This is a genomic window from Rubrivivax gelatinosus (genome assembly GCF_016583785.1).
GTDB classification, from domain to species: Bacteria; Pseudomonadota; Gammaproteobacteria; order Burkholderiales; family Burkholderiaceae_C; genus Rubrivivax; species Rubrivivax gelatinosus_B.
The window spans coordinates 16,540-30,093 of sequence record NZ_NRRU01000070.1; the positions used below are offsets into that span (position 1 = coordinate 16,540).

At 72.6% G+C, this 13,554-nt stretch carries 16 protein-coding genes; 13 read left to right on the forward strand and 3 right to left on the reverse strand.

Features of this window, described 5'->3' with window-relative positions; genetic code table 11:
* Position 1: 1 nt before the first annotated feature.
* Positions 2-220: a hypothetical protein gene (locus CKO43_RS17370; protein WP_200379366.1), complete on the reverse strand. Its 219-nt coding sequence runs from the start codon at positions 218-220 to the stop codon at positions 2-4.
* 690 nt (positions 221-910) lie between these two features.
* Between CKO43_RS17370 and CKO43_RS17375 the strand changes: the two genes are divergently transcribed.
* From CKO43_RS17375 to CKO43_RS17410, 8 genes are all read left to right on the forward strand, one after another.
* Positions 911-1,087: a hypothetical protein gene (locus CKO43_RS17375; RefSeq protein WP_200231271.1), complete on the forward strand. Its 177-nt coding sequence runs from the start codon at positions 911-913 to the stop codon at positions 1,085-1,087.
* 46 nt (positions 1,088-1,133) lie between these two features.
* A complete protein-coding gene (locus CKO43_RS17380) occupies positions 1,134-3,098 on the forward strand; it encodes an asparagine synthase-related protein (protein ID WP_200379367.1) in 1,965 nt (654 codons plus the stop codon).
* A complete protein-coding gene (locus CKO43_RS17385) occupies positions 3,095-3,997 on the forward strand; it encodes a phosphoenolpyruvate carboxykinase (ATP) (RefSeq protein ID WP_200379368.1) in 903 nt (300 codons plus the stop codon). Before CKO43_RS17380 ends, CKO43_RS17385 begins: the two co-directional genes overlap by 4 nt.
* Positions 3,994-4,860: a sulfotransferase domain-containing protein gene (locus CKO43_RS17390; RefSeq protein WP_200379369.1), complete on the forward strand. Its 867-nt coding sequence runs from the start codon at positions 3,994-3,996 to the stop codon at positions 4,858-4,860. The genes CKO43_RS17385 and CKO43_RS17390 overlap by 4 nt, the downstream gene beginning before the upstream one ends.
* 15 nt (positions 4,861-4,875) lie before the next feature.
* Entirely contained in the window at positions 4,876-5,157 is a 282-nt protein-coding gene (locus CKO43_RS17395; protein ID WP_200379370.1) for a lasso peptide biosynthesis PqqD family chaperone, read from the forward strand.
* On the forward strand, positions 5,151-6,242 hold the full coding sequence (locus CKO43_RS17400) for a 50S ribosomal protein L11 methyltransferase (protein ID WP_200231276.1): 1,092 nt from the start codon (positions 5,151-5,153) through the stop codon (positions 6,240-6,242). Before CKO43_RS17395 ends, CKO43_RS17400 begins: the two co-directional genes overlap by 7 nt.
* On the forward strand, positions 6,239-7,942 hold the full coding sequence (locus CKO43_RS17405) for a lasso peptide biosynthesis B2 protein (protein ID WP_200379371.1): 1,704 nt from the start codon (positions 6,239-6,241) through the stop codon (positions 7,940-7,942). The genes CKO43_RS17400 and CKO43_RS17405 overlap by 4 nt, the downstream gene beginning before the upstream one ends.
* Positions 7,943-8,059: 117 nt before the next feature.
* The gene (locus CKO43_RS17410) at positions 8,060-8,260 is read left to right on the forward strand and encodes a hypothetical protein (RefSeq protein ID WP_200231278.1); all 201 of its coding nucleotides are present in this window, start codon (positions 8,060-8,062) and stop codon (positions 8,258-8,260) included.
* Between the two features lie 35 nt (positions 8,261-8,295).
* Here CKO43_RS17410 and CKO43_RS17415 read toward each other — a convergent pair whose 3' ends face one another.
* Entirely contained in the window at positions 8,296-8,913 is a 618-nt protein-coding gene (locus CKO43_RS17415) for a tRNA-uridine aminocarboxypropyltransferase (RefSeq protein WP_346728276.1), read from the reverse strand.
* 88 nt (positions 8,914-9,001) lie between these two features.
* Here CKO43_RS17415 and CKO43_RS17420 point away from each other — a divergent pair, with 88 nt between their 5' ends.
* The 5 genes from CKO43_RS17420 to CKO43_RS17440 all read left to right on the forward strand — a co-directional run bounded on the left by CKO43_RS17420 (position 9,002) and on the right by CKO43_RS17440 (position 12,859).
* Positions 9,002-9,337 (forward strand): c-type cytochrome, encoded by a 336-nt coding sequence (locus tag CKO43_RS17420; protein WP_200379372.1) that lies wholly within the window; start codon positions 9,002-9,004, stop codon positions 9,335-9,337.
* Entirely contained in the window at positions 9,334-10,614 is a 1,281-nt protein-coding gene (locus tag CKO43_RS17425) for an NAD(P)/FAD-dependent oxidoreductase (RefSeq protein WP_200379373.1), read from the forward strand. Before CKO43_RS17420 ends, CKO43_RS17425 begins: the two co-directional genes overlap by 4 nt.
* 68 nt (positions 10,615-10,682) lie before the next feature.
* Positions 10,683-12,020 (forward strand): FAD-dependent oxidoreductase, encoded by a 1,338-nt coding sequence (locus CKO43_RS17430; RefSeq protein ID WP_200379374.1) that lies wholly within the window; start codon positions 10,683-10,685, stop codon positions 12,018-12,020.
* Positions 12,021-12,033: 13 nt separating this feature from the next.
* On the forward strand, positions 12,034-12,510 hold the full coding sequence (locus tag CKO43_RS17435) for a thiosulfate oxidation carrier protein SoxY (protein ID WP_200379375.1): 477 nt from the start codon (positions 12,034-12,036) through the stop codon (positions 12,508-12,510).
* A gap of 10 nt (positions 12,511-12,520) precedes the next feature.
* Positions 12,521-12,859: a thiosulfate oxidation carrier complex protein SoxZ gene (locus tag CKO43_RS17440; RefSeq protein WP_200231283.1), complete on the forward strand. Its 339-nt coding sequence runs from the start codon at positions 12,521-12,523 to the stop codon at positions 12,857-12,859.
* Positions 12,860-12,876: 17 nt separating this feature from the next.
* On the opposite strand, the gene CKO43_RS17445 is transcribed toward CKO43_RS17440, so the two are convergent.
* On the reverse strand, positions 12,877-13,254 hold the full coding sequence (locus CKO43_RS17445; RefSeq protein ID WP_200231284.1) for a DUF1428 domain-containing protein: 378 nt from the start codon (positions 13,252-13,254) through the stop codon (positions 12,877-12,879).
* Positions 13,255-13,554 lie beyond the last annotated feature (300 nt).

Consider the following 13,554-nt stretch of genomic DNA (forward strand, 5'->3'; position numbering starts at 1 on the left):
CCTACTGGTCGTAGGCGCGGATGGTGTGATTGGTGGCGAACTGCCCGTCTTGCAGCCCGGTGAGCCGCTTGATCGCGTCGTAGTCCTTCGTCAGCAGGGCGGCGCTCTCCTCCGCGGACAGACCGAAACGGCGGATCACCGCTTGCGGGTCCTTCTCATACTCGCTGTTCAACGCGGCATCACTGCCCAGTTTTCTCATCAGATCAAGCAGCTTCGACATGTCGCTCTTTCCCTTTTGATGATCGAACACGCACCCGGGCGCCACGCCAGACAACCGCCGACCGGGTCGACCGGTACCGGGTGACCGATCAGCCGCGCCCTGCGTTTAGCCCATACACAAACGGCCACATTAGTATAGGGGTCGACGCTAGGCGGGCGCGCTGACGCGCGCCAGGTCTCGGCAGACGACGGATTGCTCGTCGGCCTGGGGAGCGTGACGTATTTCTCTCGGGGTCGGGTCCGCCCGCTCGTCAGCAAACCGATCACCGGGGGCAACGCCGAGTCTGAAGCGGCCTGCAGTCCACGCGGCCGCCCCGCCGTCGGGGGCGCCAGCAGCCGTCACCCCCGACGGCGTTCGAGGGGCCAACACCTGGCTGGTGCCATCACGCCGGCCGTGCCGGGGCGCTACAGCATCAGCCCCCAGCTGCTGCAGCGCGGCCTCGCAGCAGAAGTCGCCGCTGGTGCTGCACCTGCGCGGGTTGACTGTCACCGTCATCGACCCGCGCGGCCCGCTGAAGTGCCAGGGGTGCCGCTGCGCAGACGGGATACACAAGCGACGACGCCTTACTCCGCGTTCGGCCCCCACTCGCGGCATCGCGGGTTTGTATCAGGTGGAATCGCGCATCGCCGGTTAAGAATGGATCGAGTTCCGCACCCCGTCCGAGGATGCCGCAGCTGCCGAGGAGCCGACATGGAAGACTCGAATCTGACTTCGCACGCCGAAGAGCGGACAGGAGAGCGCCCGCTGGCCGACACGCAGCCGCGCCGCCCTTGGGTCACGCCCCGGGTCGAGCGCATCTCGACCAGCGACACGCAGACCTCGACCGTTTCCTTCTATCGCCTCGACGGCGGGGCCAGCTACTCCTGATTGCCTTGCCACGCGCAGCCACCCGCGCCGCCGCCGAGCCCGCGCGGTGAGCGCGATCTTCGGGCTGCGCCCGGCCGACGGCGCGCCGGTCGACCGCACGCAGCTGGGCCGGCTGGATACGGCCCTGGCGGCGCATGGTCACGATGGCGGCGGCCTCTGGGCCGACGACGGCGCCGGCCTCGGCTGCCGGCTGGCGGCCTTCACGGCGCAGGACGGGCTCGAGCGCCAGCCGCTGGCCAGCGCCGATGACCAGCGCGTACTGGTGTTCGATGGTCGCATCGACGACCGCCGCGCCCTGCTGCGCGAGTTCGACCTGGGCGCCGCCGAAGCCGAGGCCACGCCCGACTCCGCGCTCGTGCTGCAGGTCCTGCAACGCTGGGGCGAAGCGGGCCTGGCGCGCCTGCACGGCAGCTACGCCTTCGCCTGCTGGGACCGCCGGACGCAGACCCTGCTGGCCGGCAGTTCGCCGCTCAACGGCCGCAGCCTGTGCTACGTGCACACGCCACGCCACTTCGCTTTCGCCACGCTGCCCGGCGCGCTGCTGGCGCTGCCCTTCGTCGAGCGCCGGCTCGACGAGGAGCACCTCGCCGACCTGCTGGTCTACACCGTCGGCGCGCCCGAAGACACCTGCTGGCGTGGCATCCGGCGCCTGCCGCCGGGGCAACTGCTGACGCTGGATGGCCACCACAACCTGCGGGTGCGGCCCTATGGCGCCATCGAGCAGGGACAAACGCTGCGTTTCGCCCGCGACGACGACTGCGCCGACGCCGTCGACGAGCTGTTCGACACCGTCGTCGACGACCACCTGCGCAGCGCCGCGCCGGTGGGTCTGTTCATGAGCGGCGGGCTGGATTCTTGTTCGATCGCCGCGGCCGCAGCCGGCCGGCTGGGCGCACGCGGCCAGCGCCTGGCGGCCTTCACCGAAAGGCCCGCGGCCGGATTCGGCGGCCCGGTGCCGGCCGGCCGTTATGCCGACGAGTCGCCCTTGGTGCAGGCGATGGCGCAGCAGATCCCGCAGATCGACCTGCACCTGGTGCGAGCCGGCGCCACCAGCCCGCTGGAGGACACCGATGCGCTCTTCGACAGCGGCGAGGTCGCGTTTCCCAACGTTGCCAACCGCCCGTGGTGGGAAACCATCCTCGCCCAGGCGCAAACCCAAGGCGTGCGCGTGATGCTCACCGGCGACGGCGGCAACGTCAGCGCCAGCTGGAACGGCCGCGGCCTGCTGCCCGGCCTGCTGCGCCAGGGCCGCTGGGGCAGCGCCTGGCGCGAAGCGCGCGCGCTGGCGCAGCGCGGCCACGCGCCGTCGGCCTCACGGGCGCTGCTGGCGCAAGGCATGAGTCCGCTGCTGCCGACGCCGGCCTGGCACGCGCTGCAGCGCTGGCGCGGGCGGAGCGTGGCAGCGCCGCAGCGCCAGCTGCTCCTGGCGCCCATCCACCCCGGTTTTGCCGCCGCCACGCGTGTCTTGCAGCGTGCGTCGGTGCTGGGCGCGCCGGTACGCCCGCCGGCCGACACGCGCAAGGCGCGCCACGACGCGCTGCTCGCGACACGCTGCAGCCAGCTCGAAGCGGGCTACCGCGCACGCTTTCGCATCGACATCCGCCACCCGCTGGTCGACCGGCGCCTGGTCGAGTTCTGCCTCGCGCTGCCCGAAGACCAGTTCCTGCACGACGGCGTGCCGCGCTGGCTGCTGCGCCGCGCGATGGCAGGGCGCCTGCCGCCGGCCGTGCTGGACAACCATGGGCGTGGCCTGCAGGCGGCCGACTGGTACCTGACGCTGGGCCGCGACCGGCCGGCGTTGGCAGCCGAACTCGCTGCGCTCGAGCACAGCGACCTGGCGCGCCGCATGCTCGACCTGCCGCGCCTGCGCCGACTGCTCGAACACTGGCCCGGCGACGGCTGGGGCACGGCTGCGGTGTTGTCCGACTACCGCCTGACCTTCAGCCACGGTCTGATGATGGGCCGCTACCTGCGCTGGCTGGAATCGAGAACGGGCACACCCGCTGCATGAACTACCGCTGCTACGGCCTGACGATCGCGAGCGAACTCACGCTGCCCGAACTGGCGCCGGCCGACGCCGCCGCCGCCGCGGCCGACGTGACGATCCGCCGTGCCGCCGTCGCGCCCGGCGGCCTGCCCGGCGGGCGCCAGATCGGCCCGTTCCTGTGGACGACGGACGAGGCCCTGTGGCTGCAGGTGCCCGGCGTGGCGCGCTTCCTGGTGCAGGACGGATGCGAGATCCGCATCGACGCCGCAGACGGCGCCGACGACGACAGCCTGCGCGTGTTCCTGCTCGGCTCGGCCTTCGGCGCCCTGCTGACACAGCGCGGCCACCTGGTGCTGCACGGCAATGCACTGCGCGTCGGCGACGCCTGCATGGTCTGCGTCGGCCCGTCGGGCGCCGGCAAGTCGACGCTGGCTGCGGCCCTGCTGCAGCGCGGCCACGAACTCGTCGCCGACGACGTCGTGCCGGTGGACGACGAGGGCCGTGCGCTGCCCGGCTTCCCGCGCGTGAAGCTGTGGCAGGACGCGGCCGAACGCCTGGGCATCGCCACCGAGGGCCTGCGCCGCGTGCGCCCGCCGCTGGCCAAGTTCAGCCTGCCCGCCCCCGGCCGCGGCGCCCGGCTGGCGCTGCCGGTGCGCTGGATCTACATCCTCAACAGCCACCCGGCAGAAGAGGTCACGCTGCGCGCGCTGCAGGGCCACGACCGCTTCCGCCCGCTGCTGAACAACACCTACCGGCTGCGCTTCCTGGACGGGGCGGCGCTGAAGGGCCGCCATCTGCAGCAGTGCGGGCAGCTGGCGTCGTTGGCCCGGGTGGTGCTGGTGCACCGGCCGCAGCTGGGTTTCGACATCGACGGCCTGGCCGAACGCCTGCTGGCCGACGTCCAGGCGCACCCGCTGGCATGAGCGACGGCATCGTCTGGCTCGCGTCCTACCCGAAGTCGGGCAACACCTGGCTGCGCCTGTTCCTGCGCAACCTGGCCGAGGACCGCAGCGAGCCGGCCGACATCAATGCCCTGGACGACGGCTCGATCGCCAGCGCCCGGCTCTGGCTGGACGAGGTGCTGGGATTCGACACCGCCGACCTGTGCGACGACGAGGCCGAGCGGCTGCGCCCGCATATCTACCGCTGGACGGCCCGCCACGAGACCGCGGCGACACCGGCCTGCCGCAAGATCCATGACGCCTGCGTCGCCACCGCCGACGGCGAGCCGGTGACCGGCCACGGCGCCACACGCGCCGTGCTCTACATCGTGCGCAACCCGCTGGACGTCGCCGTCTCGGCGGCCGAGCACTGGGGCTGCAGCCTGGACCAGGCCATCGCCTGCATGGGCGACGCCCGCTTCGCCACGCCCGGCGCGGGCCGCGGGCTGTCGCTTCAGGTGCGGCAGCGGCTGCTGTCGTGGTCGGCCCACGTCGCCAGCTGGTGCGACGCGCCCGGGCTGGCGCGCGAGGTGCTGCGCTACGAGGACATGCTGGCCCAGCCCCTGCCCACCTTCGGCCGCGCCGCCGCGCTGCTGGGGCTGCCGACCGCGCCGCCGCAGCTGGCGCGCGCACTGCAGCACAGCCGCTTCGACGAACTGGCGCGCCAGGAGGCGGCGGCAGGCTTTCGCGAACGCTCGGCCGCCGCGCCGCGTTTTTTCCGCCAGGGCCGCAGCGGCGCCTGGCGCCAGCGGCTGAACGCCGTGCAGGCCGCGCGTGTCGTCGCCGACCACGGCCCGACGATGCGGCGCTTCGGCTATCTCGACGCCCACGGCAACCCCTCCTGACCCAGCGAGCAGCACATGAGCACCCTCACTCTCCAGCACCGCGTGGTGCGCCAGCCCGGGCTCGTCGCCACGCCGATGGACGGCGAGACGGTGATGATGAGCATAGACAACGGCGAGTACTACGGCCTGGCCGGCGCCGGCTCGCGCACCTGGGAGCTGCTGGCCGAGCCACAGACCCTGGACCAGCTGTGCGCCACGCTCACGGCCGAGCACGAGGTCGACCCCGCCACCTGCCAGGCCGAGACGCTGCGCTTCGTCGGCGAGCTGCTGGCGCTGGGCCTGGTGAAGACGTGCTGAACGCCGCCGAGCTGCTGGCCGGGCAGGGCCTGTCGCCCGAGGCCGAGGCCTTCGTGCAGGCCATCGCCGGCCAGCCCGACCTGGCCGACCGGCTGGCGCGCATGGCCAGCGTCTTCCGCCAGCGCGACCGCCGCCGCGACAGCCTGCTGCTGGCCCATGCCGCGCGCCGGCTGGCGCCGGGCGACCAGCGCATCCGCGTGCGCACCGAGTGGCTGCTGCGCCACGAGGCGCCGCTGTGGCACTTCGGCATCATCCACGACCGGCCGCGCAACAAGATCTATGCACGCGCGCTGCAGCACTGGGTGCGCCCGGGCATGACGGTGTTCGAGATCGGCACCGGCACCGGCCTGCTGGCGATGCTGGCGGTGCGCGCCGGGGCGCACCACGTCTACACCTGCGAACGCCGCGCCGATGTCGCCGAGGCGGCGCGCGAGATCGTCGCGCGCAACGGCCTGGCCGAACGCATCACCGTGATCGCCAAGGACGCGCATGCGGTGACGCTGGGCAGCGACCTGCCGGCACGCTGCGACCTGTTCGTCGCCGAGATCGTCGACAACACGCTGCTCGGCGAAGACGTGCTGCCGCTGACCGAGCTGGCGCGCGAACGCTTCCTGGTGCCCGACGCGCCGCTGCTGCCGCAGCGCGTCAGCGCGATCGGCGCGCTGGTGGCGGGCACCGACATTGCTGAATCCGGCCGCATGAGCACCGCGATGGGTTTCGACCTGACACCCTTCAACCGCTTCTCGCCGACCGAACTCAGCGCAGGCCCGGGCGGCGGCGCGGCGCGGCTGCTGTCCGGCGCGGTCGAGCTGATCGGCTTCGACCTGGCGCACGACACGCCGGCGCTGGACCAGCCGCAGCGCCTGCGCCTGGTCGCGTTGCAGGCGGGGCGTGCCGAAGGCGTGATGCGCTGGCTGCGGCTGGACTTCGGCGCCGGCATCGTGTTCGAGAACACGCCGCCGCAGCGTTCGTCGTGGTTCCCCTGCATCCACCTGTTGCCCGAGGCCCGCGACCTGGCGGCCGGCGACGAACTGCAGCTGGACCTGCAGCACGACCGTGCGCGCCTGTACCTGACGCCGGCATGAAGCGCCACCTGCGCCGGCTCGCCGGCTTCGCCCGCCTGGGCGCGGCCGAGCGGGGCTGGTTCGTGCTCGGCTGGCTGCTGCTCGGGCTGGGCCGGGCAGCGGTGCAGCTGGTCGCATTCAAGCGCCTCGCACCCTGGCTGGGCCAGGCGGCGCCGCCGCAGCGCCCGCTGCCGCTGGCAGCGGACGTGCAAGCGCGTGCCCAGCGCATCGGCCGCCTGCTGCGGCTGGCGGCACGCCACACGCCCTGGGGCTCGAACTGCTTCGCGCAGGCGCTGGCCGCACGCTGGCTGCTGGGCCTGGCGGGCGTGCCGTGCAGCGTCTGCTTCGGCCTGCGGCGCGACGCCGCCGGTGCACCGCTGCAGGCGCACGCCTGGGTCGCGGCGGGCTCGGTGGCGGTCTGCGGCGGTGACGGCTTCGCGCACTTCACGCCGGTGGGCTGTTTCGTGTCGCGGCGCAGCCAGGCACCGGCCGACAGCTTCCTGCTGCGCCGGCTGCAACTGCTGCGGCTGCTGGCGAACAAGGCACCCGAGCCGCTGCCGGCACCCGACGCCGAGGACTGGAGCGAGATCCAGCGCCTGGCGCAGCAGCACCGGCTGGAGCCGCTGCTGCACTGGCAGACGACGCGCCAGCCGGCGGCTTTCGTGGTGCCGCCGGCCATCGCCGCCGCCTGGGCGCAGAGCTTTCGTGCCCACGCGATGCGCTCGCTCGCCTGGCAGGGCGATCTGGTGGCGGTGCAGCGGGTGCTGCAGGCGCGCGGCATCCCGGCGGTGTTCCTGAAGGGCGCGTTCCTCGCGACCCAGAGCTACCCGCACGCGGCCTTGCGGCCGCTGCGCGACCTGGACGTGCTGGTGCCGCCGGCGCAGGCGATGGCCGCCTTCGACGCGCTGGCCGAGGCCGGCTTCACGCGGCTATCCATCGCCAGCGGCGACCCGCAGGCTTATCACGACCTGAACAAGCACCTGCCGCCGCTGCTGGCGCCGCGCGGCCGTTCGTCGGTGGAGGTGCACCGGCGGCTGTACGTGCCCGAACACGGGCCGGCCGGGCGCTTCGAGCCCAGCGACGACCCCGGGCTCTGGCAACGCCTGGTGCGGCGCGACCTGGCCGGCGAGACGATCGCCTTCCTGTCGCCCACCGACCTGCTGCTGCACCTGGCGATCCACGCGCTGTTCGACCACCGCCTGGACAACGGCCCGCTGGTGCTGAGCGACCTCGCCTTCCTGCTGCAGCGCGAGACCGTCGACTGGCCGCTGTTCTGGCAGCTCGCCGAGCGCGGCGGCTACACCACCGGTTGCTGGCAGCTGCTGCTGCTGGCCGAGCGCGCCCACGGCCCGCTGCCACTGCTGCCGCCGACACCGGCGGCCGCCGGCGCACTGGCGCCCGAGTTCGTGGCGCTGGCCGCGACGCTGATGCTGGGCGAGCTGGAGCAGCGCGGCAACGTGCGCCTGGGCGCGGTGGTCGAAGGTGCGGGCTTCGGCGCGCGGCTGCACCTGGCGGCGCAGCGCTTCTTCCCGCCGCGCCGGCGCCTGGCCAGCATCTACCCGGTGGCCGAAGACTCGCCGTGGATCCTGGCCTGGTACCCGCGCCACTGGTGGCGGCTGCTGACGGTGCGCCTGCCCGCCTACCTCGCCCAGCGCCGCGGCGGGCCCTTCCGGCGCACGGCCGCCGCGCGCGCCCGGCTGGACGCCTGGCTGGCACGCTGAGCGCGCCCCGTCAGGGGCCGCCCAGTCGCCCCACGGCGGCGGCGTCCGCAGGCTGCCCGCTACGATGCCCCCACGCGCAGCGCCCGCGCGAGGCTCACACCCCAAGAAAGGCCGGCCGTGCAGACCCTGGACGAGATGCTCAGCCTGAACCTGCTGACCCCCGCGCAGCACACCGAGATCGCCGCCTGGGTGGCGCACGCGCGGACACCGGAGGCGATCATGGCGATGCCGGCCCCGCTGTGGCGCACGCTCGAACTCGCCAGCGTGCTGATGAACGTCGACGCCGACCTGCTGCAGCCGCCGCTGCTGTCGGCCTGAAGCGCAAGCGCCGGCGGCACCGGCGCGACCGTGCCCTACGCCTGGCCCGTGCCTTCCTTGGGCCGCTGGCGCGCCGCCACGCCGGCGACGAAGCGGCCGAAGGCGTCGAGCAGCGGTGCGGCGTCGAAGGACGGACCCTCCAGCCGGCTCAAGGCCTGCACGGTGGCTTCCAGCGTCGAGACCTGGTCGCTGCGCCGCGCCGCGCGGATCGCGCGGTAGCGCGTCGGCTCGGGCGCGTCCAGCGACAGGCGCGGCAGCGCCGCCAGCGCCGGGTGCTCGAGCAGCATGCGCAGGCTTTTGCGCCAGGTCGCGTCGATCACCACCAGCCGCAGCGGCTCCGCCACCGCCGGGGCCGGCGCTGCGGGCGCGGCCGGCACGTCCGGGTACAGCAGCCGCGTGTCGCGCCCGGGGCGGTGCAGCAGCGCCTGCAGTTGCGCCGGGGCGAAGCGTTCGCCAACGACCACGTCGCAGCGCGCCAGCGACAGCCGCAGCAGGGCCACGCTGTTCTTGGCCTGGCGCTGCTCCTGCGGGTGCTGCAGCACCAGCACCTCGGTGCGGTGAGCCGTGGGCTGCACCAGCGCGCACAGACAGGTCGACTGCGGGCGCAGGCAGCGCGCGCAGACCGCGCGCGGCGAGTTCAGGGCCGTGTTCACGCGGCAATGGTCGCATGCAGGCACGACGCGCCGGCGCGTCGCGGCTTGCTGCGAAAATGCCGCGTTTCCTGTCATGCCCAGGCCCCGCATGCCGTTTCCTGCATTCTTCGTCAGTCGGGCCCGTTCTGCCCTGGCCTGTTCCGGCCTGCTGCTCGCCACCGCCGCCAGCGCCGGCGGCCCGTCGGTCCAGGACGTCTCGGTGCTGGCCGGCGCCTGCGTCAACTGCCACCTCGCCGGCGCCGCCGGCACGACCAGCATCCCCAGCCTCCAGGGCTTCAGCGAAGAACAGCTGCGCAGCCGGCTGACGGCTTTCCAGGCCGGGCAGGTGCCGGCCGCCACCGTCATGCCGCGTCTGATGCGCGGCTTCGACTCCGAGCAGATCGCGGGGCTGGCGCGGTGGTTCGCGCAGCCCGCAGCCCGATGAAGCCGCTGTCGCGCCGCGGTCTGCTGGGCCAGGCCGCCGCTGCGGGCGCCGCGCTGGCGCTGCCGGCCATCGTGCGCGCCCAGGCTGCATCGGCGCGTGTCGTGGTCGTGGGCGGCGGCTTTGGCGGCGCCACCGCGGCGCGCTACCTGAAGCGGCGTGCGCCCCAGGTCCAGGTGACGCTGGTCGAGCCGGCGCGGCGCTTCTACACCTGCCCGTTCTCCAACCACTATCTGGCCGGGCTGCTGGAGTGGGAGCAGATCGGCCACGGCTTCGACGAGCTGCGCGCCGCCGGCGTCGAGCTCGTGCATGCCGCCGCCGACGACGTCGACGCCACCGGCCGCAGCCTGCGGCTGTCGAACGGCCAGCGCCTCGCCTGGGACCGGCTCGTGCTGTCGCCCGGCGTCGACATGCGCTGGGACGCGCTCGAAGGTTACGACGAGGCCGCCGCCGAACTCGCGCCGCACGCCTGGAAGGCCGGCGCGCAGACCCAGTTGCTGCGCCGCCAGCTGCAGGCGATGGACGACGGCGGGACCTTCGTGATGGTGATCCCGGACAACCCGTTCCGCTGCCCGCCGGGCCCGTACGAACGTGCGGCGCTGGTGGCGCACTACTTCCGGCAGCACAAACCTCGCGCCAAGATCCTGCTGCTCGACGCCAAGGACAACTTCTCGAAGAAGGCGCTGTTCCAGCAGGGCTGGAAGGCTTTGTACGGCGACATGATCGAGTGGACGGGGCTCTCGGGCGACGGCCAGGTGATGCGCGTGGACGCCGCCCGGCGCGAGCTCGAGACCACCTTCGGGCGCGTCGTGAAAGCCTCGGTGCTGAACGTCATCCCGCCGCAGAAGGCCGGACGCATCGCCGAACGGGCCGGCGTCACCGACGCCAGCGGCTGGGTCCCGGTCGTGGCCGAGACTTTCGAGAGCCAGCGGGTGCCCGGCATCTACGCCGTCGGCGACGCGACGATCGCCTCGCCGATGCCCAAGTCGGGGTTCGCGGCCAACATGCAGGGCAAGATGGTCGCCGCCGCGATCGCGGCCGAACTCGCGGGCCAGCCGGCACCGGCCGCCGCCTACGCCAACACCTGCTACAGCCTGCTCGGCCCCGGCTACGGTATCTCGGTAGCCGGTGTATACCGTGCCCAGCGTGGCCGGCTCGTCGAGATCGCCGAGGCCGGCGGCGTCAGCCCGCTGGACGCCGACGCCGCCTTCCGCGCCGCCGAGGCCCTACACGGCGCCGCCTGGTACCGCGCCATCAGCGCCGACATCTGGGGCGGCTGAGCCCCGCGGCAGCGCCCCGCCCCACCACCCGGACCCAGGTCCGGACCGAACTTTTGCGAGAGGGACCGATGAAAAGACGCAACTTCCTGATGACCCCGCCCGGCCTCGCGCTGGCCGGCATGGCCACGCTGCCGGGCCTGGCCCAGGCCGCTCCGGCGATCGCCACCTCGCAGACGACGATCCTGCCGCGGGAAGGCGCCAAGCCGCGCATCGTCGTCTGCGGCGGCGGCTGGGGCGGGCTGACGGCGGCACGCTACCTGCGCGAGCTGATCCCGAACTCCGACGTCGTGCTGCTCGAGCGCAATGCCAGCTTCTGGTCGGGGCCGATGAGCAACAAGTGGCTGCTCGACATCGTCGGCACCGACTTCGTCAACCACGACATGCTCAAGCCGGCGAATACCTACGGCTACAAGCTGCTGCAGACCGAGGTCACCGGCTTCGAGCGCGATCGCAAGCGGGTGCTGACCGCGCACGGGCAGATCGAGTACGACTTCCTGGTCCTGTCCGGCGGCATCCGCAACGACTACGAAGCCTGGTTCGGCAACGACCGGCGCGCGATCGAACACACGCGCATGCACTACCCCTCGGCCTACATCCCGAACGCCGAGATGTTCGCGCTCAAGCGCAAGGTGCAGGAGTTCAAGGGCGGCACGCTGGTGATGACGCTGCCGCCGCCGCCGCACCGCTGCCCGCCCTCGCCCTACGAGCGCGCCTGCCTGATCGCCTGGCACATCAAGAAGAACAAGATCCCGGGCAAGATCGTCATCCTCGACCCCAAGCCCAAGATCGGGCCGATCGGCATGGGCTACAAGGCGGCCTTCGAGGAGCTGTACCCGGACATCATCACCCACGTGCCCAACGCCAAGGTGCAGGAGGTGGATCCGTTCAACAAGCGCATCAAGACCGCGGCCGGCGAGTTCCGCTTCGACGACGCGATCCTGATGCCGCCGCACCAGGCTGCCGACATGGTCTGGAGCGCCGGCCTGATCGGCCAGGACGCCGCCGGCAAACCCACCGGCTGGGCCGACATGCACCCGCGGCTGTTCCAGGCGCGCAGCGACGACAGCGTCTATTTCGTCGGCGACCTGATGGGCCCGATCTCCGACCAGTTCGGCCACTACCCGAAGAGCGGCCACGTCGCCAACTACGTCGGCCGCATCGTCGCGCAGAACATCGCCGAGCGCGTGGCCGGCAAGCCGGTCGTCGCGCGCCTGCCCGACAACCTCTGCTACATGATGGTCAACGCCGAGCCGCAGGAAGAGATCTCGGTGAAGTTCGAGTACGAACTCGACGCCACCGGCAAGGTGATCCAGACCCAGATCGACATGGACGTGCGCAACGAGGACATGGTCAAGGAAGACTTCGGCTGGATCCGCCAGCGCTTCCATGACTTCCTCGCGATCTGAACACGCCGCCGCCATGAAGCGTCGTGACTTCGTCGTGCGCGGTGCATCGCTGGGCGGCGCGCTGGCGCTGCCCTCGCCCGGCGCCCGGGCCCAGGCCCAGACACCGGCCGGCGCGCTGGCGCCCGACCCGGGCAGCTTCCGGCAGGCGCTGCAGGACTTCGTCGGCGGCGCCAGCGTCGTCGAAGACGGCCTGCTGCTGGACCTGCCTTCGCTCGGCGACAACCCCGCCGCGGTGCCGGTGAAGCTGCGCGTGACGCGGCCGATTTCCGAACAGCTGTACTGCGAGGAGATCATCGTGCTGGCCGAGCTGAACCCCGTGCCGCTGGTCTGCCGTTTCCGGTTCACGCCGGCGACCGGCAGCGCCGAGGCGGCGATCCGCGTTCGCCTGAGCCAGAGCCAGACGATCCATGCGCTGGCCCGCATGAGCGACGGCCAGGTGCTGGCCGCGCGCCAGGAGGTCGTCGTCGGCTCCGGCGGCTGCGGCATGTGAGGACGAGCCGATGACACCACCCCCCCGGATCTGGATCAGCAACAGCAAACCCGCCCGCGGCGAGCTGGTGCGCGTGCGGGCCCAGGTCGAACACGTGATGGAAAGCGGCCTGCGCACCGACGCCGAGGGCCGTCCGCGCCCGCGCAACATCGTGCGCCGCTTCGAAGCCCGGCTCGGGCCGGTGCTGCTGCTGACCTGGGAGCCCGGCATCGGCATCGCGCAGAACCCCTACATCGAGTTCACCTTCGTCGCGCGCGACAGCGCCGAGCTGAAGCTGAGCTGGGTGGACGACCAGGGCCTGACGCAGCAGGTGAGCAAGGCCGTCGTGCTGACGCCGGCTTCCGGCTGAAGCGCCGGGCCGGGCGCTCAGGCGTCCGGCCCCAGGTCGACCACCGGCTCGAAGCCGCCGAAGATCATGCGTTTGCCGTCGAAGGGCATCGGGTTGCGCGCCGGGTCCCAGCGCGGGTCGGTCTTCATCAGCTCTTCGGCCTTGGCCATCGCCGCGTCGCGTGTCGCCTTGTCGGGCCATTCGATCCACGAAAAAGCCACGGTCTCGTCGTCGCTGGCCTGGACGGCACGCCGGAAGTCGGTGAGCTTGCCCGGCTTCACGTCGTCGCCCCAGCATTCGACGACGCGTGTCGCCCCCAGCTCGATGAACATCGCGTCGAGCGGCGTGGCGTGGTCGATGAACTTCTGCTTGTTCGCGGTCGGCACCGCGATGACGAATCCGTCGATGTAGGACATCAGGTTCTCCCGGCAGTCAGCGTTGGGCACCGAGCGGAGCAAGCCGGGTGCCCACGCGGCGGCGCGCCGACCGCCGCTAAGATCGTCCGGCGCCCGAGGCGCGCCACCCGCGGCGAAGCGGCCGCGACACCGTCCGGCCACGCCGGCCCCCGTGTATTTCCTGCTGACGAGGACCGCCCCGTGCGACCGATGAAACGAGCTGCCACGACCGGCGCGCTGCTGCTGCTGTCGATCTCCGCCCCCGCCCGCGCGGCCGACGCCGCCCCGGCGGCCGCGCGGGCGGGGGCGGAGATCGACAGC